We start from the raw sequence: 21,012 nt of genomic DNA, 5'->3' as shown, positions 1-21,012 counted from the left end.
CATCCACCCTACGACTGGAGCTGTTATGGATCTGTCACCACGAGAGAAGGACAAGCTGCTGATCTTCACCGCCGGCCTGGTGGCCGAGCGCCGCCTGGCGCGCGGGGTGAGGCTCAACTACCCGGAGGCCGTGGCCTATATCTCCGCCGCACTGCTCGAAGGCGCGCGCGACGGCCAGACGGTCGCCGATCTGATGCATTACGGCACCACGTTGCTGAGCCGCGAACAGGTGATGGAAGGCGTGCCGGAGATGATCCCGGAAATTCAGGTCGAGGCGACCTTTCCGGACGGCACCAAGCTGGTCACCGTGCATCAACCAATCGCCTGAAATGTCGGTCAATGTCTACTGCGAAGACCCCAGACCCGCTTTGAAGGAACTCAACGTGCAAATACGTGACGCCCTGGACGCCGATCTCGAAGGCATCCTGCATATCTACAACGACGCGGTGCTGAACAGCACGGCGATCTGGAACGACCACACGGTCGACCTCGACAACCGCCGCGCCTGGCTGGCCGAGCGTCACGCGCAGCATTACCCGGTGCTGGTGGCCATCGACGAGCAGGGCCGCGTGGCCGGCTATGCCTCGTTCGGCCCGTGGCGCCCGCATGACGGCTTTCGCCATACCGTGGAGAACTCCGTTTACGTCAGCCCCGACCATCGTGGCAGCGGCATCGGCCGCAGCCTGATGAAAGCGCTGATCGAGCGCGCCCGGGTGCTCGAGAAGCACGTGATGGTCGCCTTCATCGAAAGCGAGAACCGCGCCTCGGTGCATATGCACCAGCAGCTCGGCTTCATCCATGTCGGCCAGATGCGCCAGGTCGGCTGCAAGTTCGGTCGCTGGCTGGACCTGACCATGATGCAACTGACCCTCAACAGGACGTCCAATCCATGATCCCCGGCGAATACCAGATCCAGGACGGCGAGATCGAGCTCAACGTCGGCCGCCGCACCCTGACGATTACCGTGGCCAACAGCGGCGACCGGCCGATTCAGGTCGGCTCGCACTACCACTTCTTCGAAACCAACGATGCACTGGCCTTCGAGCGTGCCGCCGCCCGCGGCATGCGCCTGAACATCCCGGCCGGCACCGCGGTGCGCTTCGAACCGGGACAGAGCCGCGAGGTGGAGCTGGTCGAGCTGGCCGGCGAGCGCCGGGTGTTCGGCTTTGCCGGACGGGTGATGGGCGCGCTCTGATTACAAATTCGTAGGGTGGATGGCCACCCCGTGGAAAAGCCACAGGCTTTTCCACCACCCAGATTGCCGGTGGACAAGCTTCGCGTTGTCCACCCTACGGACAAGGATGAGATTCGATGAAGATTTCCCGCCAAGCCTACGCCGACATGTTCGGCCCCACCGTTGGCGACAAGGTGCGCCTGGCCGACACCGACCTGTGGATCGAAGTGGAAAAAGACTTCACCACCTATGGTGAAGAGGTGAAGTTCGGCGGCGGCAAGGTCATCCGCGACGGCATGGGCCAGAGCCAGCTGTGCGCCGCCGAGGTGGTCGATACCCTGATCACCAACGCGCTGATCCTCGACCACTGGGGCATCGTCAAGGCGGACGTGGGTTTGAAGGATGGCCGCATCGCCGCCATCGGCAAGGCCGGCAACCCGGATATCCAGCCCGACGTGACCATCGCCATCGGCGCCAGCACCGAAGTGATCGCCGGCGAAGGCATGATCCTCACTGCCGGCGGCATCGACTCGCACATCCATTTCATCTGCCCGCAGCAGATCGAAGAAGCCTTGATGAGCGGCGTCACCACCATGATCGGCGGCGGCACCGGCCCTGCTACCGGCACCAACGCCACCACGGTGACGCCCGGCCCCTGGCACATGGCGATGATGCTCAAGGCCGCCGACGCCTTCCCGATGAACATCGGCTTCACCGGCAAGGGCAACGCCTCGCTGCCCGAACCGCTGATCGAGCAAGTCAGGGCCGGCGCCATCGGCCTCAAGCTGCACGAGGATTGGGGCACCACCCCGGCGGCCATCGACAACTGCCTGTCGGTCGCCGACCAGTACGACGTGCAGGTGGCGATCCACACCGACACGCTGAACGAATCGGGCTTCGTCGAGACGACCCTCGGCGCGTTCAAGGGCCGCACCATCCACACCTACCACACCGAGGGTGCCGGCGGCGGCCACGCGCCGGACATCATCAAGGCCTGCGGCTTCGCCAACGTGCTGCCGAGCTCGACCAACCCGACGCGGCCGTTCACCCGCAACACCATCGACGAGCACCTGGACATGCTGATGGTCTGCCATCACCTCGATCCGAGCATCGCCGAGGACGTGGCCTTTGCCGAGAGCCGTATCCGTCGCGAGACCATCGCCGCCGAGGACATCCTGCATGATCTCGGCGCGTTCTCGATGATCAGCTCCGATAGCCAGGCCATGGGCCGCGTCGGCGAAGTGATCACCCGCACCTGGCAGACCGCCGACAAGATGAAGAAGCAGCGCGGCGCTCTACCCGGTGATGGCGCCGGCAACGACAACTTCCGCGCCAAGCGCTACATCGCCAAATACACCATCAACCCGGCGATCACCCACGGCGTCAGCCACGAGGTGGGCTCGATCGAAGTCGGCAAATGGGCCGATCTGGTGCTCTGGCGCCCGGCGTTCTTCGGCGTCAAGCCGACGCTGATCCTCAAAGGCGGTGCGATTGCCGCCAGCCTGATGGGCGACGCCAATGCCTCGATCCCGACCCCGCAACCGGTGCACTACCGGCCGATGTTCGCCAGCTTTGGCGGCTCGCTGCATGCATCGAGTTTTACCTTCATCAGCCAGGCCGCCTTCGAAGCCGGCGTGCCGGAGCAGCTGGGCCTGAAGAAGAAGATCGGCGTGGTAAAGGGCTGCCGCTCGGTGCAGAAGAAAGACCTGATCCACAACGACTACACGCCGGATATTCAGGTCGATCCGCAGAACTATCAGGTCCGCGCCGACGGCCAGCTGCTCTGGTGCGAACCCGCCGAGGTGCTGCCGATGGCGCAGCGATACTTCCTGTTCTGAGCTCTGCGCGGCGCTGCAGCCAGCCGGCAGCTCAGCCAAATGGCATCGCCTTCACGGGCGCATCCAGCCTGATCGGCCGCCCTCAAACAGGGCGATCGACCATCTCCTCACCGCCACCTAGCGAGGCGCACTTCGTCGGTTCACGAATGAATCAACCGTTCGACGGATTGGGAATACCCGGCAGGTATTTACCTTCTGCGTACCCAAGCGCGACGCCCCGCTCTAGGACGCACGGATGCGAAGCGGCTACTGGCGCCAAAGCTCAAGGCGGGCATTGCCGGTACCGCTCTCGGGAGGGTGTGCGTTTGTCGGGTAACCGCGCCAGCTGATTCGGCTGTGCGACTGACTGAATCCACGGAGAAACATCGATGTTCAAAATCAACGCGCTTTTCGCTGCTGTACTCGCTGTATCCGCTACCCAGGCTTTTGCGGCCAGCAGTGAAGCGGTTATCGAACAAAATGGTTTTGACCAGGTTGCCGACGTCTATCAGGAAGGTGTCGGCCAGGCTTCGTACATCTACCAGAGCGGTGCGTCGCAGCAGAACGCTGCCACCACCACGCAAACCGGCCAGGACAACTTTTCCGAGGTGACCCAGCAAGGTGCATTGCATCAGGCAGACGTCATCCAGACCGGCGTCGAAGGCCGGGTCATCATCAGCCAGTACGACGTCAACAACAGCACGCTCGTCGAACAGGCAGGCCTCGCGAACAGCGCCGACATCACCCAGGACGGGTTGAACAACGATGTCGTGCTGATTCAGGACAACGCCTTCAACGATACCGTCGTCGATCAATTCGGCGAAGGCAACGAAGCGCTGATCTCGCAGACTGGCCAGGAGGGCATCATCGACGTGAGCCAGGCGGGCAACATGAACGTCGCCGACATCGCTCAAGAGGGTTTGGCCAACTCCGTGGACCTGATGCAACAGGGCGACGGCAACCTTGCATTGGTCGATCAGTTCGGTGAAGCGAATCAGGCCGTGGTCATGCAGAACGGCATGGACAACTTCGCCAACGTTACCCAGGCTGGCTTCGCTGATTACGCCAACATCAGCCAGACCGGCAGCAACAATACCGCGATCATTACCCAGCAATAAGCGCGTCCACCGGCCGATTCGGTCGGAGAAGCCAGGCCCCCACCCGGGGCCTGGCTTTTAATGCGCTACCGGAACGCACCCTGCTGGTGCGGCGCTCGCTATCAGGCTCTGGAGCGGCGCATTCGTAGACAGCCTTCGCCCTCGACAGCGGCCAACTCTGCCTCAGTTTCTGTATACAAAAAACCCAAGCACATTGCCTGAGAGCGCCTAGAATCCTGGGATCGCTGACGCGACGCGCTACGCCACGTCCGATTAAATCGCGAGCTCTGCCTTACGCGGAACAAGAACTGCATACAAAAAATCAACAGTCTTGCTCAGAGCGCCCTCCCATGAATCATGACGATTTCCAGATCAAGCAGATCGATCCCAGCCTGTATAACGCCGATCTCGCTCCACTCGCCCCGGCTGAGCGCAAATGGGGCTGGTTAGAGATATTCAATGTGTGGTCCAACGATATCCAGAGCCTGTTCGGCTACACCCTCGCCGCCACCCTGTTCATCAGCTACGGCCTCAATGGCTGGGCAGTGCTGGCGGGCATCATGCTGGCCGGTTTCATCGTCATGGGTCTGGTGCAGCTCACCGGCAAGCCCAGCGTGAAGTACGGCATCCCCTTCCCGGTAATGGCGCGGGCGAGCATGGGCGTGCGCGGCGCGAACTTCCCGGCGGTGGTGCGCGGCATCGTCGCGATTTTCTGGTACGGCGTGCAGACCTACTTCGCCTCGACCGCGGTGGCGCTGTTGCTGCGCACGCTGCTCGGCAGCGAGCCACAGGCCGCAACACTGCTCGGCCTGACAGCCATCGACTGGGCCGCCTACGTGATCGTCTGCGTTTTCCAGGTAGCGCTGTTCGTCCGTGGCGTCGACTGGGTGACGCGCTTTCTCAACTGGGCCGGCCCGCTGGTCTATCTGGTGATGATCGTGCTGATGATCGCCATCTGGTATCAGGCCGGCCCGAGCCTGCTCGGCGCGCTGGGCGATATCTTTAGTGGCAGCGGCGAGCACGCCGGCGGACCGATCGCCGCGTTCGCCGCGGTGGTCGGCACCATGGTCGCCTACTTCGCCGCGGTGGTGATCAACTACGGCGACTTCGCCCGCTTCGTGAAGAGCGAACGGCAGATGCGCATCGGCAACTTCCTCGGCCTGCCGGTGAGCCTGGCGATCTTCTCGCTGATCGCGCTGGTGATCACCGCCGGGACCGTGGTGGTGTTCGGCGAAACGCTGACCAACCCCACCGACATCGTCGCGCGCATCGACAACGTCACCCTGACGGTGGTCGCCGCCATCACCTTCTTCGCCGCCACGGTGGGCATCAACCTGGTCGCCAACTTCATCCCGCCGGCCTATGACATCGCCAACCTGGCGCCGGCCCGAATCAGCGCGCGCACCGGCGGTTTCATCACTGCGGCCATCGCCTTCTTTATCGGCGCGCTGTGGGTAGCCTTCATCAGCGAAGTGGGTATCGCCGCCTTCGTCGATACGCTCGGTGCGGTGCTGGCGCCGCTGTACGGCATCATCGTCGCCGACTACTACCTGGTTCGCCGCCAACGCCTCGATCTGCAGCAGCTGTTCTCTGCCGAACGCAGCGGGATCTATCACTTCAATGCCGGCTGGAACCGCAAGGCCATGATCGCCTTCGGCGTCAGCGCGGTGTTCTCCGTGGCCTCGGTCTGGATGCCTGGGCTGGAAAATCTGTCCGGCTTCGCCTGGCTGCTGGGTGCACTGTTCGGCGGGGTGCTGCACTACGGGTTGATGCGTAATCAGCAGCTGGTCGCCAACCCGGTACAAGCGGCACCGCCCGGCTGAACGCCGTCTGTAGACGAGGCCGGTCATGTTAATGTGGCCGGCCTTTTTTTCGTCGCTCAGGGCCTGCAGATGGCGCGATCCATCCTCGACGACCTGCTCACCGTCCAACGCATCAGCGCCGTCCCGGCCATCCTGCAAGTGGTCAGCGAAACAACCGGATTGCGCTTCGCTGCGGTCGCTCGGGTTACCGAAGATTCCTGGACGGCCTGCGCCGTGCTCGACCGCATCGAGTTCGGTCTGAAGGTTGGCGGTGAACTCGACGTGACCACCACGCTGTGCAGCGAAATCCACGCTTCGCAGCAGCCGATCATCATCAGCCAGGTCAGCGCCGACCCCGGCTACTGCAACCATCACACACCGCAGATGTACGGCTTCGAAAGCTATATCTCGGTGCCGGTGCTGCGCGCCGACGGCAGTTTCTTCGGCACGCTCTGTGCGCTCGACCCGCTGCCACGCGACCTGTCGAGCCCGGCGACGCCGGCGATGTTCGAGTCCTTTGCGCGGCTGCTGACGCTGCAGATCGAAGCCGAGGAGCAACAGCAGGCCACGCGTGCGGCGCTAGCCGATGAGCGCATCACCGGCCACCAGCGCGAACAGTTCATCGCCCTGCTCGGCCATGATCTGCGCACCCCACTGGCCTCGATCCAGGCGGCCAGCGATCTGTTGGTCCGGCGCTCCACGGAACCCGGTACGCAACGACTCGCCGAGCATGTGCGCACGTCCAGCCAGCGCGCCTCACGAATGGTCGATGATCTGCTGGATTTCGCCCGCGGCCAGCTGGGCAACGGCATACCGCTGAACTGGACGGCCTCGGCCAACTTGCATCTTGTTCTATCGCAGGTGGTCAACGAGCTGCGTACAGCCTATCCACGCCGGGTGTTGCTTGAGCAGCTGCCGGAGCTGTCGGTGTTCGAGTGCGACCCGGACCGGATCGCCCAACTGCTGGCCAACCTGATCACCAACGCGCTGCACCATGGCGCCAGTACCGGCCCGGTGATCGTGAACGCCGAAGTGGTCGACGGGCATTTCCAGCTATCGGTACACAACCGCGGCACCCCAATCCCAGCTGAACGGCTGGAACAACTGTTCCATGCCTATTCCCAGGAAGACGACACCTCGCGCAACGGATTGGGGCTCGGGCTGTTTATCGTCGAGCAGGTGGCAAAGGCCCATGGCGGCCGTATGCAGGTGAACTCCAGCGCCGATGCCGGCACCACCTTCACCTTCTCGATGCCAGTGCGCCGCGACTGATCAACGCAGCTGGCTGTCCTTGCTGCCACGGCGGTTGTAGCCGCTGGACGTGGCCTCTTCCTTGTCCCGCTCAGCCTGGCATTTGATGCATAGCCGCACGCCAGGAACTGCCTGACGCCGGGCTTCGGGGATCTTCTCCCCGCATTCTTCGCAGTGGCTCAGACTCTCGCCACGGCCGAGTCGGCTGCGTGCGCGCTGCACGGCATCCTCGACGGTGCTGTCGATCTGGTCCTGTACCGCGCCATCCCCTGCCCAACCGGTAGCCATCGCAACCTCCTCGTTCTGTCCGAACCGTCGCATCTTCGGATATCTCATTCGAACGGCATTTGCGGCAAGCGTTTCCCACAATGCGAACAAAGCGCGCCGGAATCCCGCCTCGCCTGTGGACGGCACCGCCTGTCGATCTACTGGCGCCAAATCGACGAGCGGGGCTCGCCGGCAGATTGCATTGACTATCCTCGGCCCGATATCGGGAAAGCTCATATGCCGCTGCGCTGGAGCGCTCTGGCTTGGCCTTCCCACCCGCGGTCGTCACTGGTCGGCCTGTCACACATCACCAGTGAAGCGGTGTATGGACAACAGATATCTGATAGCACTGGCCGTCGTGCTTGGCGGTTGTGCCAGCCAACCGGAGGTGGTCGAGCGCGAAATCGGGCAGTTCGATCTCAAGCTCGGCACGGCGCCCACGCGCAGCATGGCCCAGGGCCTGGTACAGCCGACTACCGCCAGCACCTTTCGCGGCGGCCTGGATCTGACCCACGACAGCGGCGTGTATGTCGGCCAGTGGTCGCCCAGTGTCGGTCTGTTCGACGGCAGCCAGCTGGAGCTCAACAGCTACGTCGGCTATGCCCAACCACGGCTCGACGATTCGATGGGCTATGAGCTGGGCGTGATCCGCTACAGCTTTCCCGAAGTCGAGACGCGAAACCGCGAGGAGTACTACGCTGGCATCAACCTCGGCAGCAGCCGCCTGGGCGGCGCGATGAGCAGCTCGCTGGGGCGCACCGACAGCACGCTATTTCTCGAGCTGGGCGCGCTGCAGCCGTTCGATGTCGGGGTACGGATGAAGTACGCCAGCCACTCGATGGACAGCCCGATGTATCACCCGGGCGGCAGCGTGCGGGTGTTCAACGACTGGTCGCTGAACCTTTCCCGCCGGCTGCTCGGCATGCAGATGGACCTGTCCTACAGCGACTCGAGCCTGCGCGGCGCGCAGTGCGGCGTGTACTCGGGGCAGAACGCCTATTGCGAAGGCTTCATGATGTTCAAGGCCGAGCGCTCGTTCTTCTGAGCACGGGCCACGAAGCACAGCCGACCCATGCACGGTGCCCGCGCGGCTGACTTCAGCCAGGCGAGCGCACCAGCGCAGGGGCTTACTCCTTGACCTGCATGTATTCCTCGGCCCAGACGACGTATTCATCGGCCGTGGAGTATTTGACCGACAGCTGCGAGGCATTCAGGTCCAGTGCATCGACCTGGCGCTGCTCGCGCAGGCAATCGTAGGTGGCCTTGATCGCGGCGAAGTAGGCGGCGTGGCCATTGACCACGATGCGCACGCCGAGCGACGCCAGCCGCGCGTTGTCGCGCAGGTTGGGGTTGCCGTAGGTGACCAGCATCAGCGGCTTGCTCAACTGACTGGCGATGCTCTCCAGGTGGTCGAAATCCTCGATGCCGACCAGGCAGATGGCATCGGCGCCGGCCTTCTCGTAGGCCTGGGCGCGGGCGATGACTTCCTCGAAGCCGATCACGCCGGCGTTGGTACGGCCGATGATGGCCATTTCCGGGTCGACCCGCGCCTCCAGCGCCGCACGGATCTTGCCGACCGCCTCGAACATGCCGATGAGGTCAGTGGAGCGGCGACCGAATTTGGGCGGCAGCAGGGTGTCCTCGATGGTCAGTGCGGAAATCCCGGCGCGTTCCAGTTCGGAAACGGTGCGCATGACGTTGAGCGCGTTGCCGTAGCCATGGTCGGCGTCGGCCAGTACCGGCAGCTGGGCGACGCGGCAGATACGCGTAGCCTGCTCGACGAACTCGCTCAAGGTAATGAGGTTGAAGTCCGGCGCGGCGAGGACCTGCAGCGAGGCTACCGAGCCACCGAGGATGCCCACTTCGAAGCCGAGGTCGGCGGCGATGCGCGCGGACATCGGGTCGAACACCGAAGCGGTGTGGAAGCAGCGGTCGGCGTTCAGCAGCTCGCGAAAGTTGCGGCGCAGGTCGTGATGAGAGAGTCGCGGCATATAGGCTCCATGAGTGCACGCAAGGGTCGATTCGCCCTGTCTTTTCATTTCAGTGTTGTTGAGAAGCTGCCTGGTCGGCCGGATGGCACATTTTCGCCGTTTATCCCTCGACCGGCCCCTGGCGGCGCTGCACATAAGCCATGCACAGGCCGCTGGCGATGATCACCGCCATGCCGATCAGCGCCCCTGCATCCGGCGCGTGATCGAAGGCGACGTAGCCGACCACCCCGGCAAAAACGATCTGGCCGTAGGTGAACGGCGCCAGCGTCGCTGCGCTGGCGAAGCGGAAGGCATTGGTCAGCAGCAGGTGGCCGAGCATCGCCATGCCGCCGAGCGCGCCCATCAGCAGCGCATCGTGCAGGGTTGGCGTCCGCCAGTTGAAGACCACCAGCACGCTCAGGGTCACGCAGCCGACCAGACTGGTCAGGTAGTTGCTGGTAACCGGGTGGTCGGTGCCGGCCAGGCGCCGGGTCACCAGCTGATACACGGTGAACGACAGCGCCGCGCCAAAGGGCAACAGCACCGCCGGGGTGAACAGCGCCGAACCGGGACGCACGATGATCAGCACCCCGAGCAGGCCGAAGCCCACGGCGAGCCACTGGCTGCGGCTGACCCGCTCACCCAGCAACGCCGAGGCGATGGTCACCAGCACCGGGGTCAGAAAGATCACCGCGGTGGCTTCGGCCAGCGGGATGAAATGCAGGCCGTTGATGAACAGCAGACTGACGCTGACCAGGCTGAGCCCACGCAGCAGCTGCGGCCACGGGCGCAGGGTGCGAAACACGCGCTGGCCCATGCGCGGCACGAACAGCGCGGTCATCAGCACCGTCTGCGCGACGTAACGAGCCCAGATGACCAGGAACACCGGGTAGATTTCCGAGAGGTGCTTGGCCAGCCCGTCATGACTGGCCAGCAACAGACCCGACAGCAATATCAGCAGAACGCCGTAGAGCGGGTGATGGTGATCGTTCAACGCAGGCCTCAGCCACTTGTTAGCAGGCTAACCATTATGCCTGTCATCTTGTCGCACCGCTGCACCAATCAGCTGAAACCATTCAGCCCAACCAGGACGGTGGCGTCACTGCCCTGTCCGTTCCGCTGCGTGCGCTGACTGAGCACGGACGCCCGCCCGACGGCAAGCGGAACGCCGGCATTTCGCGTATGATCGCCGGCTTTTTGCCGAGCCGCGCGGCGTTTCGCGGCGTTCGAGTGTAGCCGTGATGTACCAGTTGAGAGCGATGCAGGAGCGCGATATCCCTGCCGTCCTGGCGATCCAGGAAGAATCCTATGCCGCCGAGGTTCTGGAAGACGAGGCGGTGATCCGCTCACGTCTGGCGACATTTCCGCAGTTGGCGTGGGTGGCCGAGGATGACGAGGGGGTGTGCGCCTATCTGTTCGCCTACCACTCGCGACTGGGTAAAGTGACGCCGCTGGACGGGGAGTTCTGCACCGACGGCGAAGCCGATTGCCTTTACCTGCATGACCTGGCCGTGGCCGGACGGGCCGCCGGCCGCGGCATCGGCCCGGCACTGGTGCGGCATAACCTGCAACAGGCCGGCGCCGCACAGCTGCGCTATTCGGCACTGGTGTCGGTGCAGGATTCCACCGGTTTCTGGTCGCGTCTGGGCTACGAAGCCCACGACGAACTCGACCCGCCGCAGGCCGGCAACCTGGCCAGCTACCAGATCCCTGCCGTGTACATGGTGCGCGACCTGCACCAGTAAGGCGCACGCACCTCACCCGGCCCCGACAGGCGCACTATGACGGTGCGCTCAAAGCCCCATTATCAGGCACGCAGGCCCGAAAGGCGCCGCGATCGCGATATATGGGGCCGGTTGGCAAGCCACTTGCTCTTGTTCCGGAAACGATCCGACCGGAACTCTGCTCATGCTGGTGATTCGCCAACGCATCGACGCCCGCCCCGAGTGGCAGGCCGAACTCGAACTGACCTACGACGCGCGCAGCAAGAGTCGCCTGCGCTGCTTCAGTACCAGCGGCGAGGATGTCGGCCTGTTTCTCGAACGCGGCCAGCCGCCGCTGCACGATGGCGAATGCCTGCTCGCCGGTGATGGCCGTGTCGTGCGCGTGCGTGCTCGGCCCGAGCAATTGCTGCACGTCACCTGCACCAGCGCTTTCGAACTGACCCGCGCGGCGTATCACCTGGGCAACCGCCATGTCGCCCTGCAGGTTGGCGATGGCTGGCTGCGGCTGCTCGACGACTACGTGCTCAAGGACATGCTGTTGCAGCTGGGCGCCAGCGTCGAACACATCGAAGCCCCCTTCCAGCCGGAGCATGGCGCCTACGGCGGAGGTCATCACCATTCCCACGCAGGTGAGGCAGAGTTCAGCTACGCACCGCGCCTGCACCAGTTCGGCGTACGGACGTGAACGCGACGGCCGCTCCCGGCTCCGCCTGGGCGCTGCTCCGGCTGGCCAGCCCGCAGCTGCCGATCGGCGGCTACAGCTATTCCCAGGGTCTGGAAATGGCGGTGGAAAACGGCTGGGTGAACGACTCCGACAGCGCTCGGCGTTGGCTGGAGGATCAACTGCTGCTCAACCTCGCGCGCTTCGAGGCGCCGCTGCTGCTCGCGCATTGCGAAGCGGCGGCACAGGACGACTGGCCGCGTCTGTTGCAGCTCGCCGCCGAGCACCGCGCCAGCCGCGAAACCCGCGAACTTCAGCTGGAAAGCCGGCAGATGGGCTATTCCCTGACGCAGCTGCTCGACGGCCTGCCGGAACTCGATCAACAGGCACGCGACTGCTTTGCCTCTGCCGGAGAACCGGGCCTGGCCATGGCTTGGGCGCTCGCGGCCCGCGCCTGGCAGATCACGCCCGCCGATGCTCTCGCCGCCTGGTTGTGGGGCTGGCTGGAAAACCAGCTGGCGGTGCTGATGAAGACCCTGCCGCTGGGACAGCAGGCGGCGCAGCGGTTGACCTCAGGGCTGTTGCCGGTCCTGAGCCAGGCGCAGCGGGAGGCCAGCGAGCTGCCGGAAGCGGCCTGGGGCAGCGCGCCGCTCGGGTTGGTGCTGACCAGCATGGCGCATGAGCGGCAGTACAGTCGGTTGTTTAGGTCATGAGCGGATCGAGTCCGCCGTTGCAGTGCGCGCCTGTAGGAGCGAGCGCTGCTCACGAACCCGCTGGTCACTCGTGGCGCACGGTGTTCACTGAACCAATGCGAAGGAATCTTGGCCGCGAAACTGTTGGCTTTCTGCATGAGTGCCGGCGCTCCGCGCTTTCCTCGGCGCGAGCGACAGGTTGCGCCTCTCACGGCGCCTTACTTTTCTTTGCACGCGCAAAGAAAAGTAAGCAAAAGAAAGCGCGCCCCTGCATCCGGCCCTGCGCTACGCGCAGGGTTCGTTCACTCCATCGCCGCTCCAGGGGCCGGCTTACAAGGGCCATCCATGGCCCTTTAAGCCTTTCGCCGCATCCATGCGGCTCATCCCCTTACGCAACGATTCCGCTCACCCTCCTGAAGGGGAATTGGGTGTTGCCTGTCAGGCCGTGGATGGAAAAGCGAATGCGAGTGCAACGCAATGTAGGGTGGAAAACTGCGCAGCATTTTCCACCACAGGCTACAACCAAGTTCTCGCCGGACCATGGCGGATTACTTTTCAAAACGGTGGGTAAGCTTCGCGTTACCCACCCTACGGACTTCGCGTCCCTCCGCGCACCCCGGCAGCACCCCCTTCGCATCAACCCCAAGGCAGTCACACCGCCTTCCAGAGGAGAACACCCATGAACACCCAACCCCTGCGCGTCGGCATTGGCGGGCCGGTCGGTTCCGGCAAGACCGCCCTGACCCTCGCCCTGTGCCAGGCCCTGCGCAATCGCTACAACCTCGCCGTGGTGACCAACGACATCTACACCCAGGAAGACGCCCAGTTCCTGGTGCGTAACCAAGCCCTGGCACCCGAGCGCATCATCGGTGTGGAAACCGGCGGCTGCCCGCATACGGCGATCCGCGAGGACGCCTCGATCAACCTCGAGGCCGTCGAGCAGCTCAACCGGCGCTTTCCCGGCCTGGATCTGATCATCGTCGAGTCCGGCGGCGACAACCTCTCGGCGACCTTCAGCCCGGAGCTGTCGGACCTGACCATCTACGTGATCGACGTGTCCGCCGGCGACAAGCTGCCGCGCAAGGGCGGTCCGGGCATCTGCAAGTCCGACCTGCTGGTGATCAACAAGATCGACCTGGCGCCGATGGTCGGTGCCTCGCTGGAGGTGATGGATCGCGACGCCCGCAAGATGCGCGGCGAGCGGCCGTTCGTTTTCAGCAACCAGAAGGTCGGCCACGGCCTCGACGAGATCATCGCCTTTATCGAGAAACAGGGAATGCTCAGCGCCGCGTGACCTCGCCCATCAACGGAAATCGACCGAGTGCCAGCTTCTCGGTCCAGCTCTCAGCCTTGCAATCAGAGGAACTCGCATGAACGTACAGAAAATCCTGGTCACCTCCGCCCTGCTGCTCAGCCCTGCGCTGGCCCTGGCTCACCCTGGGCATGACCACGCCGGAGTGCTGTCCGGTATCGCCCACCCGATCTTCGGCCTCGACCATCTGCTGGCCATGCTCGCGGTGGGTCTATGGGCGGCTCAGCAGACTGGCAAGGCGCGCTGGGCGCTGCCGATGACCTTCGTCGCGACCATGCTGCTCGGCGGCCTGGCCGGCTTCGCCGGAATCGAAATGCCGCTGATGGAAACCGGCATCGCCGGCTCGGTGCTGGCCCTCGGCCTGCTGGTGGCACTGGCGGTACGCCCGCCGCTGGTCGTCGCCGCAGCGCTGACCGCCCTGTTCGCCGCCAGCCACGGCGTCGCCCACGGCCTGGAACTGCCAGAGCTGTCCAGCCCGTGGGGGTATGCCGCCGGCTTCATTGTTGCCACTGCCGCTCTGCATGCCGCCGGTTACGCGCTGGTGCGTTACCTGCCGCAGGCCGCCGCGCCACTGGTGCGCATCGCCGGCGCTGCCTCGGCACTCACCGGCGCCTGGCTGCTGGCCAGCTGAGAACCAGGCCATGCCTCAGTGGTAGCGCCGTCGCAGCGCCACATTGAGGCGATCGACCACTTCGGCCCAGTCGGCATCCTCGAGGATTTCCTCGCGCAGGAAGGCCGCCTGGGCCGGCGTCCAGAACGGCGCGTCGGCCAGGTAGACGTCCTCGGCTAGCGGCGAATGGGTTTCGATAAAGCGCCTGATCGAGACATCGTCGTTGGGCAGGCCCAACTGTTCGAACAGGTTATGGAAGGCGTGGATCGACTGTTCCATGTTGACCTCCGGTGCTGACGCGGGAATGAACGCTATGAGTATCGTCCATTCCCACGAAAGCGCCGGCAGCACATGCTGATTCAGCGGAACGGCGGCTCGTCGAAGCTGCGCAGCTTGCGCGAGTGCAGCGAGTTGAGCTGGCTGCGCAGCAGTTCCAGTGCGGTGATGCCGATTTTCAGGTGCTGGGTCACGGCCCGCTCGTAGAACGCATTGGCCGAGCCGGGCAGCTTGATCTCGCTGTGCAGCGGCTTGTCCGACACGCAGAGCAAGGTGCCGTAGGGCACCCGCAGGCGGTAGCCCTGGGCGGCGATGGTGCCGCTTTCCATGTCCACCGCCACGGCACGCGACAGATTGATCAGCGGCCGCTCCTGCGCCCAGCGCAGCTCCCAGTTGCGGTCGTCGTAGGTCAGCACGGTGCCGGTACGCAGGCGCTTCTTCAACGCTTCGCCCTGCTCGCCGGTGACCGTCGCGGCCGATTCCTGCAGCGCCTGCTGCACCTCGGCCAGCGCTGGCAGCGGGATGTGCGGCGGCAACACCCGATCGAGGATGCCGTCGCGACGCATGTAGGCGTGGGCCAGCACGTAGTCGCCGATGGACTGCGACTGCCGCAGCCCGCCGCAGTGGCCGATCATCAGCCAGCAATGCGGGCGTAGCACGGCCAGGTGGTCGGTGATGTTCTTCGCGTTGGACGGACCGACGCCGATGTTGACCAGGGTGATGCCATGGCCATCGTCGGCGATCAGGTGATAGGCCGGCATCTGGTAGCGGTGCCACATCACGCCACCGATGATCGCCTGCGCCTCGCCCTCCTCCATGCCGCGCTCGATGATCACGTTGCCCGGCAACACCATGCGCGTGAAGCGGGTGTCGTCGCGCAGCATGTCGAGGCCGTGGCGGATGAACTGGTCGACGTAGCGGTGGTAGTTGGTCAGCAGGATCCACGGCTGTACGTGGCGCCAATCGCTGCCGGTGTAGTGCACAAGCCGACGCAGCGAGAAGTCCACCCGCGCGCCATCGAACAGTGCCAGCGGATAGGGATCGGCGTGCTCCCAGTCGTAGAGCCCGTCGGCGATATCGTCGGTAGCGGCGGACAGGTCGGTACTGGGGAATACCCGCGCCAGCTCGGCGGCGGTCACGCCGGTGCCGGCCAGCTCGTCGCCCTGCTCGATCACGTAGGGATAGGGAATGTTGCGGTCGCTCATGCCGACCTCAACGGTGACGTTGAAGTCCTGAATCAGCGGCTTCAGCTGATCGAGCAGATAGGCGCGGAACGCGGCCGGGTGGGTCACGGTGACGCTGTACACGCCGGGCGCCTGGACCTTGGCGTAGGCACGGGTCGAGGCCGGCACTTCGCCGTGGCACTCGTAGGTCAGGCGCAGCTGCGGGTAGCGGAACAGGTTGCGCTCCGCGGCACTGGGCTCGGTGCGGCTGGTTACGTAGCGTTTGAGCGCCTGGTTGAGGGCCGCTGTGGCCTGCGCGTGCAGCTCGGCCAGCTTGTCGACCGCCTCCTCAGCGCGGGTGGCGACGGTGAAGGATCTGGATTCGTTGGAAGTCATGGCTAATCCTGGCTTAACACTCCGCTCTATCTTGGCTGCATTTGGTGACGGATGTATACGCAGCCGAGCGGTTGGAGCCGCATCCGAGACGCCGGCGCTCTGGAAATGTGCGCCGTCATCGGCGAAAAAAATCCGACGCCAGAGCCTGACGTCGGATTCGGGTACCGCTTCGAGCCCGCCGCCGATGCATTGCTGCATCAGCCGCACAGGCTCCTACCGATTACTTGTCCAGCAGCATGGTGCCGTTCTTGGCGAAGTTGGCATGCCAGGAGAAGGCTTTTTCCAGCACGTGCGGGGTGTGGCCGCCACGCTGTTTCGCCTCTTCGAGGTAGGCGAGCGCCTGGGCCCTGTAGTCCGGGTGCATGCAGTTGTTGATGACTCGCGCCGCCGCCTCGACGGGCGCCAGCCCGCGCAGATCGGCATAGCCCTGCTCGGTGATGATCACGTCGACGTCGTGGTTGGTGTGATCCACGTGCGTGACGAACGGTACGATGGAGGAGATCTTGCCGTCCTTCGCCGTCGAGGTCGTCACGAAGATGCTGATACGTGCGTTGCGGGCGAAGTCACCCGAGCCGCCGATACCATTCATCATGTGGGTGCCGTTGACGTGCGTGGAGTTCACGTTGCCGTAGATGTCGGCTTCCAGCGCAGTGTTGAAGGAGATGATCCCCAGCCGGCGGATCACTTCCGGATGGTTGGAGATCTCCTGCGGACGGAACACCACCTTGCCGGCGTACTTGGCGAGGTCCGAGGCCAGGTTGTCCACGCGCTTCTTCGACAGGGAGAAGGCGGTGGCGGCGGCGAACTTCACCACTCCGGCGTCGATCAGGTCGAAAACGCCGTCCTGCAGCACTTCGGAAGCGACGGTCAGATCCTTGAACTCGGAGGTCTTCATGCCGGCCAGCACCGCGTTGGCCACCGAACCGACACCGGACTGCAGCGGAGCCAGGCTGTTGGTCAGGCGTCCCAGCTTCACTTCCTCGCGCAGGAAGTCCAGCAGGTTGTCGGCGATCTTCTGGGTTTCGGCGTTCGGCTCGAACAGCGGGGAAGGAATGTCCGGCTCGCTGGACAGCACGATGCCGCGCACCTTGGCCGGATCGACCGGAATACCGATCGAGCCGATGCGCTTGCTGACGTTGTAGACCGGGATGTCCTTGCGCGAATCCTCACCGGCGGGGCCGGGAATGTAGATGTCGTGCATGCCTTCGTACTCGCGTGGAGCAGAAGTGTTCAGCTCGATGATCACGTGCTTGGCGTTCTGCACGAAGATCGGCGAGTTACCGACCGAACCGGTCGGGATGATCTGGCCGTCCTCGGTGATCGCAGCCGCCTCGATGATGGCGTAGTCGACCTGCGGCAGCACGCCCTGACGCAGCAACTCGGCGGTGTGCGACAGGTGCTGATCGATGTAGAGCACCTCGCCGGCGTTGATCTTCTTGCGCTGTACCGCGTTGCCCTGGTACGGGATGCGCTTGTTGATGATGCCGGCTTCGGCCATCGACTGGTCGGCCGCCGGCCCCATGGACGCGCCGGTGAACAGGTTGACCTTGAATTTCTCGCGCTGGCCGCGCTCGGACAGTGCCTTCGGAAACACCTTCGGCTCCCCGAACAGGGTGAAGCCGCTCATGCCCAGCGTCATGCCGTCCTCGATCCACGACGCGGCCTCTTCTGCCGAGACGACCTTGTCGAGAAACGCTGCGTTGCGGATGTACTTGTTTAGATCGGTTGCCATGAACTCACCTCAGAAACTCATCGAATGCTCGTCCGTGAAGGCTCTGCAAAGAAATTCGCCAGGCCTGACGAGGCAGGGAGACGGCCACTTGATGTCCGGAGACAAAGCGCCCATGTCTTTTGCCGCTCAATATCTGAACCTCAAAAAATCATGCGGCACTTGCAACCCCGTAACGTAGTCGCTGGCCCCATTCTAGGAGCACCAGCTCGTTTGGCTGTTATACAAAGGTACTAGCAGGCCGCCGCACAGGAGAGGTCATAGCCGGTATCCGCGCCCAGCGCAACCACGACCGGCCAGCTGCGAGGCGCTCGCTGGCCCTCGCACGCGGTGGAACCGGGGCGCCCGGTCTGTCGCCGCGCTCAAAGCGCCGCCCGATCCCTGTCAAATCGGGAAACGAACCGGGCACCGCTGTCACTTCCCCGCGCAGGTCTTCGCCGCCATACTCGCGCCCGCCCGGCCGAGTACAGCGGTAACCTCCCGCGGTCGCGGGCAGGGCGATGATCGAAACAGACAGGTAGGCATCATGCAGGCAACCCCCGTGGAAACGAGCACTCGTAGTCGGCTCAAGCAGCTCATTGAGCGGCCAGCCGTTCAGCGCGGCATTCTGCTGCTGATCGTGATCAACGCGGCCATCCTCGGCATGCAGACCTCGCCGTCACTGGTGGCCAGCTGGGGCGAGTTCCTCAGAGTCCTCGACATGCTGATCCTCGGCGTGTTCGTGGTGGAAATCGCAGCGCGCATCTACGTTCATCGCGCGGCGTTCTTCCGTGATCCCTGGAGCCTGTTCGATTTCACCGTGGTGGCCATCGCGCTGGTACCCGCCAGCGGCCCGTTCAGCGTTCTGCGCGCCCTGCGCGTGCTGCGGGTGATGCGCATGGTCACCATGGTGCCATCGATGCGCCGCGTGGTCGGAGCGCTGCTGTCAGCCATTCCCGGCCTGGGCTCGATTGCCATGGTGCTGGCGCTGGTCTTCTACGTGTCCGCAGTGATCGCCACCGGGCTGTTCGGCGCCGACTTCCCCGAGTGGTTCGGCAACCTCGGCCGTTCGGTCTACACACTGTTCCAGGTGATGACGCTGGAAAGCTGGTCGATGGGCATCGTGCGCCCGCTGATGGACGTGTTCCCCTATGCCTGGGTGTTCTTCATCCCGTTCATCCTGATCGCCACCTTCACCATGCTCAACCTGTTCATCGCGATCATCGTCAACGCGATGCAGACGGTTACCGATGCTGACCACGAAGCCACTCAGGCAACCATCGAGGCGGCACGCGAGCACATCGAGGCCGACCTGCATGAAGAGGTCCGCGCCCTGCGTGGCGAAATCGCCGAACTCAAGGAACTGCTACGCGGGCAGGCTCGCCGCTAGCCGATACCACCTGCCACGAGTCACAGCTGCGGCGCACTGCGCGCGAGCAGCGCGTCGATGTCCAGCCCGCGCGGCAAGGTGCCATAGACGCGCCCCTGCCCCTCCAGGCGGCTGGCAATGAACGCATCGGAAACGGCTGCGTTGCCGGCTTCGAGCAGCAACTTGGCCTGCAGGCCGATGGCCACGTCTTCGGTGAGCTGCCGGGCGCGGTACTGGATGTCCTCGGTATCGCCAAAGGCCACCTTCAGTCGCTGGATGTGCGCCTTCAGCCGCGCATCACCGTGACCGTCGCCGAGCTCGGTGAACAGCACCTCCAGCACGCCGGGCTCCTTGGACAGCGCGCGCAGCACGTCCAGGCACTGCACATTGCCGGAGCCCTCCCAGATGGAATTCACCGGCGCCTCGCGGTACAGCCGCGGCAGGATGGTTTCCTCGACGTAGCCAGCGCCACCCAGGCATTCGCTGGCCTCGGCGATCATGTTCGGCGCGCGCTTGCAGATCCAGTATTTGCCGACGGCGGTGACCAGACGGGCGAACTTGTCTTCGTGCTCGTCATGGCGATTGTCCTGGGCGCGGCCCATGCGCAGGGTCAGCGCCAGCGCCGCCTCGCTTTCCAGGGCAAGGTCGGCCAGCACGTTCTGCATCAGCGGCTGCTCCAGCAGGACGCGGCCGCCGACCAAGCGGTGCGCGCAGTGGTGCATGGCCTGGGTCAGCGCCTGACGCATCAGCGAGCTGGAGCCGATCATGCAGTCGAAGCGGGTCGAGGAGACCATCTCGATGATGGTCGGCACGCCGCGCCCATCTTCACCGACCATCCAGGCCAGCGCACCGCGGTATTCGACTTCGCTGGAGGCGTTGGCCCAGTTGCCCAGCTTGTTCTTCAGGCGCTGGATATAGAACTGGTTGCGCGTGCCATCCGGGCGATGGCGCGGCAGCAGGAAGCAGGACAGGCCCTTGTCGGTCTGCGCCAGGGTGAGGAAGGCATCGCACATCGGCGCCGAGCAGAACCACTTGTGCCCGATCAGCTCGTAGGCCTGGCCCGGCCCACCGGCACCAACCGGATAGGCGCGGGTGCTGTTGGCGCGCACGTCGGTGCCACCCTGCTTCTCGGTCATGGCCATGCCGATGGTGACGCCGGCCTTCTGCTCCATCGGCAGGTTGCGCGGGTCATATTCGCGGGCAAGGATCTTCGGCAGCCAGCGCTCGGCAAGATCCGGCTGCAGGCGCAGCGCCGGCACGCTGGCGTAGGTCATGGTCAGCGGGCAGCTGCTGCCGGCCTCGGCCTGGTTGTGCAGGTACATCAGGGCGGCACGTGCCACCTGTGCGCCGGGCTGCGGCTCGCTCCAGGGCAGCGACGGAATACCGTGCTCGACGGCGGCACGCATCAGCTCGTGATAAGCGGGGTGAAACTCCACCAGATCGATGCGATGGCCGTAGCGGTCATGACTTTTGAACAGCGGCCTGTTCTCGTTGGCGAGAAAGCCGGCCTGCATCAGCGGCCCGCCGGCGAGCGCGCCGTAACGGTCCAGTCGATCTTCCGCCCAGCCGGCGTGGTAGCGCTGTACCCACTGCTGCAATGGCAGGTCGATACGGTAGAGGTTGGCGCCATCCAGCGGCGGCACCTGATTGGTGACCTCATGGGTTTCGGCGCAGGTCTGCAGGTTCATCTAGCGTCCTCCTTCGATACCGATGCCGCGGCGGT

At 64.4% G+C, this 21,012-nt stretch carries 21 protein-coding genes; 14 read left to right on the top strand and 7 right to left on the bottom strand.

Annotated features, from left to right (window positions below):
- The first annotated feature begins 25 nt into the window (after nucleotides 1-25).
- The 7 genes from ureA (at nucleotide 26) to PSEST_RS02720 (ending at nucleotide 7,162) form a co-directional block, all read left to right on the top strand.
- A complete protein-coding gene (ureA, locus tag PSEST_RS02750; protein WP_015275550.1) occupies nucleotides 26-328 on the top strand; it encodes an urease subunit gamma in 303 nt (100 codons plus the stop codon).
- Nucleotide 329: 1 nt separating this feature from the next.
- Nucleotides 330-893, top strand: a complete 564-nt coding sequence (locus PSEST_RS02745) for a GNAT family N-acetyltransferase (RefSeq protein WP_015275549.1) — start codon at nucleotides 330-332, stop codon at nucleotides 891-893.
- On the top strand, nucleotides 890-1,195 hold the full coding sequence (locus PSEST_RS02740) for an urease subunit beta (protein ID WP_015275548.1): 306 nt from the start codon (nucleotides 890-892) through the stop codon (nucleotides 1,193-1,195). The genes PSEST_RS02745 and PSEST_RS02740 overlap by 4 nt, the downstream gene beginning before the upstream one ends.
- A 116-nt stretch (nucleotides 1,196-1,311) precedes the next feature.
- Nucleotides 1,312-3,012, top strand: coding sequence for an urease subunit alpha (gene ureC, locus PSEST_RS02735; protein WP_015275547.1), 1,701 nt, complete (start codon nucleotides 1,312-1,314; stop codon nucleotides 3,010-3,012).
- Between the two features lie 368 nt (nucleotides 3,013-3,380).
- Nucleotides 3,381-4,109 carry a curlin associated repeat-containing protein gene (locus PSEST_RS02730; RefSeq protein WP_015275546.1) on the top strand — a complete coding sequence of 243 codons (729 nt, stop codon included), beginning with the start codon at nucleotides 3,381-3,383 and terminating at the stop codon, nucleotides 4,107-4,109.
- Nucleotides 4,110-4,438: 329 nt separating this feature from the next.
- Nucleotides 4,439-5,911, top strand: a complete 1,473-nt coding sequence (locus PSEST_RS02725; RefSeq protein WP_015275545.1) for an NCS1 family nucleobase:cation symporter-1 — start codon at nucleotides 4,439-4,441, stop codon at nucleotides 5,909-5,911.
- A gap of 69 nt (nucleotides 5,912-5,980) precedes the next feature.
- On the top strand, nucleotides 5,981-7,162 hold the full coding sequence (locus PSEST_RS02720; RefSeq protein ID WP_015275544.1) for a GAF domain-containing sensor histidine kinase: 1,182 nt from the start codon (nucleotides 5,981-5,983) through the stop codon (nucleotides 7,160-7,162).
- Here PSEST_RS02720 and PSEST_RS02715 read toward each other — a convergent pair whose 3' ends face one another.
- Nucleotides 7,163-7,429 carry a DksA/TraR family C4-type zinc finger protein gene (locus PSEST_RS02715; RefSeq protein ID WP_015275543.1) on the bottom strand — a complete coding sequence of 89 codons (267 nt, stop codon included), beginning with the start codon at nucleotides 7,427-7,429 and terminating at the stop codon, nucleotides 7,163-7,165.
- Between the two features lie 304 nt (nucleotides 7,430-7,733).
- Between PSEST_RS02715 and PSEST_RS02710 the strand changes: the two genes are divergently transcribed.
- Nucleotides 7,734-8,453 (top strand): TorF family putative porin, encoded by a 720-nt coding sequence (locus tag PSEST_RS02710; RefSeq protein ID WP_015275542.1) that lies wholly within the window; start codon nucleotides 7,734-7,736, stop codon nucleotides 8,451-8,453.
- Between the two features lie 82 nt (nucleotides 8,454-8,535).
- On the opposite strand, the gene PSEST_RS02705 is transcribed toward PSEST_RS02710, so the two are convergent.
- Both PSEST_RS02705 and PSEST_RS02700 read right to left on the bottom strand, forming a co-directional pair.
- On the bottom strand, nucleotides 8,536-9,399 hold the full coding sequence (locus PSEST_RS02705; protein WP_015275541.1) for an isocitrate lyase/PEP mutase family protein: 864 nt from the start codon (nucleotides 9,397-9,399) through the stop codon (nucleotides 8,536-8,538).
- Nucleotides 9,400-9,499: 100 nt separating this feature from the next.
- The gene (locus PSEST_RS02700; protein ID WP_015275540.1) at nucleotides 9,500-10,372 is read right to left on the bottom strand and encodes a DMT family transporter; all 873 of its coding nucleotides are present in this window, start codon (nucleotides 10,370-10,372) and stop codon (nucleotides 9,500-9,502) included.
- 265 nt (nucleotides 10,373-10,637) lie between these two features.
- Here PSEST_RS02700 and PSEST_RS02695 point away from each other — a divergent pair, with 265 nt between their 5' ends.
- From PSEST_RS02695 to PSEST_RS02675, 5 genes are all read left to right on the top strand, one after another.
- Nucleotides 10,638-11,123 carry a GNAT family N-acetyltransferase gene (locus tag PSEST_RS02695; RefSeq protein WP_041015919.1) on the top strand — a complete coding sequence of 162 codons (486 nt, stop codon included), beginning with the start codon at nucleotides 10,638-10,640 and terminating at the stop codon, nucleotides 11,121-11,123.
- Nucleotides 11,124-11,286: 163 nt separating this feature from the next.
- Entirely contained in the window at nucleotides 11,287-11,787 is a 501-nt protein-coding gene (gene ureE / locus PSEST_RS02690; protein WP_015275538.1) for an urease accessory protein UreE, read from the top strand.
- On the top strand, nucleotides 11,784-12,476 hold the full coding sequence (locus PSEST_RS02685) for an urease accessory protein UreF (protein WP_015275537.1): 693 nt from the start codon (nucleotides 11,784-11,786) through the stop codon (nucleotides 12,474-12,476). Before ureE ends, PSEST_RS02685 begins: the two co-directional genes overlap by 4 nt.
- 658 nt (nucleotides 12,477-13,134) lie before the next feature.
- Nucleotides 13,135-13,749, top strand: a complete 615-nt coding sequence (gene ureG, locus PSEST_RS02680; protein ID WP_015275535.1) for an urease accessory protein UreG — start codon at nucleotides 13,135-13,137, stop codon at nucleotides 13,747-13,749.
- Nucleotides 13,750-13,825: 76 nt separating this feature from the next.
- On the top strand, nucleotides 13,826-14,398 hold the full coding sequence (locus PSEST_RS02675; RefSeq protein ID WP_015275534.1) for a HupE/UreJ family protein: 573 nt from the start codon (nucleotides 13,826-13,828) through the stop codon (nucleotides 14,396-14,398).
- Nucleotides 14,399-14,413: 15 nt separating this feature from the next.
- On the opposite strand, the gene PSEST_RS02670 is transcribed toward PSEST_RS02675, so the two are convergent.
- From PSEST_RS02670 to PSEST_RS02660, 3 genes are all read right to left on the bottom strand, one after another.
- Nucleotides 14,414-14,656, bottom strand: coding sequence for a DUF2789 domain-containing protein (locus PSEST_RS02670; protein ID WP_015275533.1), 243 nt, complete (start codon nucleotides 14,654-14,656; stop codon nucleotides 14,414-14,416).
- A gap of 80 nt (nucleotides 14,657-14,736) precedes the next feature.
- Nucleotides 14,737-16,212, bottom strand: coding sequence for an AMP nucleosidase (gene amn, locus PSEST_RS02665; protein WP_015275532.1), 1,476 nt, complete (start codon nucleotides 16,210-16,212; stop codon nucleotides 14,737-14,739).
- Nucleotides 16,213-16,432: 220 nt separating this feature from the next.
- Nucleotides 16,433-17,944 (bottom strand): succinate CoA transferase, encoded by a 1,512-nt coding sequence (locus PSEST_RS02660; RefSeq protein WP_015275531.1) that lies wholly within the window; start codon nucleotides 17,942-17,944, stop codon nucleotides 16,433-16,435.
- Nucleotides 17,945-18,467: 523 nt separating this feature from the next.
- On the opposite strand from PSEST_RS02660, the gene PSEST_RS02655 reads away from it, so the two are divergent.
- Nucleotides 18,468-19,310 carry an ion transporter gene (locus PSEST_RS02655; RefSeq protein WP_015275530.1) on the top strand — a complete coding sequence of 281 codons (843 nt, stop codon included), beginning with the start codon at nucleotides 18,468-18,470 and terminating at the stop codon, nucleotides 19,308-19,310.
- 20 nt (nucleotides 19,311-19,330) lie between these two features.
- Here PSEST_RS02655 and PSEST_RS02650 read toward each other — a convergent pair whose 3' ends face one another.
- The gene (locus tag PSEST_RS02650; protein WP_015275529.1) at nucleotides 19,331-20,977 is read right to left on the bottom strand and encodes an acyl-CoA dehydrogenase family protein; all 1,647 of its coding nucleotides are present in this window, start codon (nucleotides 20,975-20,977) and stop codon (nucleotides 19,331-19,333) included.
- Nucleotides 20,978-21,012 lie beyond the last annotated feature (35 nt).

The sequence above is a fragment of the Stutzerimonas stutzeri RCH2 genome (genome assembly GCF_000327065.1).
Lineage (GTDB): Bacteria > Pseudomonadota > Gammaproteobacteria > Pseudomonadales > Pseudomonadaceae > Stutzerimonas > Stutzerimonas stutzeri_AE.
This window is presented reverse-complemented; position numbering and strand designations above follow the sequence as displayed.

Bases quoted from the DNA above. Each gene is read 5' to 3' on its own strand.
- PSEST_RS02730 (WP_015275546.1), top strand. From the start codon at position 3,381: ATGTTCAAAATCAACGCGCTTTTCGCTGCTGTACTCGCTGTATCCGCT.
- PSEST_RS02670 (WP_015275533.1), bottom strand. From the start codon at position 14,656: ATGGAACAGTCGATCCACGCCTTCCATAACCTGTTCGAACAGTTGGGC.
- ureG (WP_015275535.1), top strand. From the start codon at position 13,135: ATGAACACCCAACCCCTGCGCGTCGGCATTGGCGGGCCGGTCGGTTCC.
- PSEST_RS02650 (WP_015275529.1), bottom strand. From the start codon at position 20,977: ATGAACCTGCAGACCTGCGCCGAAACCCATGAGGTCACCAATCAGGTG.
- PSEST_RS02740 (WP_015275548.1), top strand. From the start codon at position 890: ATGATCCCCGGCGAATACCAGATCCAGGACGGCGAGATCGAGCTCAAC.
- PSEST_RS02705 (WP_015275541.1), bottom strand. From the start codon at position 9,399: ATGCCGCGACTCTCTCATCACGACCTGCGCCGCAACTTTCGCGAGCTG.
- PSEST_RS02715 (WP_015275543.1), bottom strand. From the start codon at position 7,429: ATGGCTACCGGTTGGGCAGGGGATGGCGCGGTACAGGACCAGATCGAC.
- PSEST_RS02725 (WP_015275545.1), top strand. From the start codon at position 4,439: ATGAATCATGACGATTTCCAGATCAAGCAGATCGATCCCAGCCTGTAT.
- PSEST_RS02745 (WP_015275549.1), top strand. From the start codon at position 330: ATGTCGGTCAATGTCTACTGCGAAGACCCCAGACCCGCTTTGAAGGAA.
- ureE (WP_015275538.1), top strand. From the start codon at position 11,287: ATGCTGGTGATTCGCCAACGCATCGACGCCCGCCCCGAGTGGCAGGCC.
- PSEST_RS02655 (WP_015275530.1), top strand. From the start codon at position 18,468: ATGCAGGCAACCCCCGTGGAAACGAGCACTCGTAGTCGGCTCAAGCAG.
- PSEST_RS02710 (WP_015275542.1), top strand. From the start codon at position 7,734: ATGGACAACAGATATCTGATAGCACTGGCCGTCGTGCTTGGCGGTTGT.
- PSEST_RS02695 (WP_041015919.1), top strand. From the start codon at position 10,638: ATGCAGGAGCGCGATATCCCTGCCGTCCTGGCGATCCAGGAAGAATCC.
- PSEST_RS02660 (WP_015275531.1), bottom strand. From the start codon at position 17,944: ATGGCAACCGATCTAAACAAGTACATCCGCAACGCAGCGTTTCTCGAC.
- ureA (WP_015275550.1), top strand. From the start codon at position 26: ATGGATCTGTCACCACGAGAGAAGGACAAGCTGCTGATCTTCACCGCC.
- PSEST_RS02675 (WP_015275534.1), top strand. From the start codon at position 13,826: ATGAACGTACAGAAAATCCTGGTCACCTCCGCCCTGCTGCTCAGCCCT.
- ureC (WP_015275547.1), top strand. From the start codon at position 1,312: ATGAAGATTTCCCGCCAAGCCTACGCCGACATGTTCGGCCCCACCGTT.
- PSEST_RS02720 (WP_015275544.1), top strand. From the start codon at position 5,981: ATGGCGCGATCCATCCTCGACGACCTGCTCACCGTCCAACGCATCAGC.
- amn (WP_015275532.1), bottom strand. From the start codon at position 16,212: ATGACTTCCAACGAATCCAGATCCTTCACCGTCGCCACCCGCGCTGAG.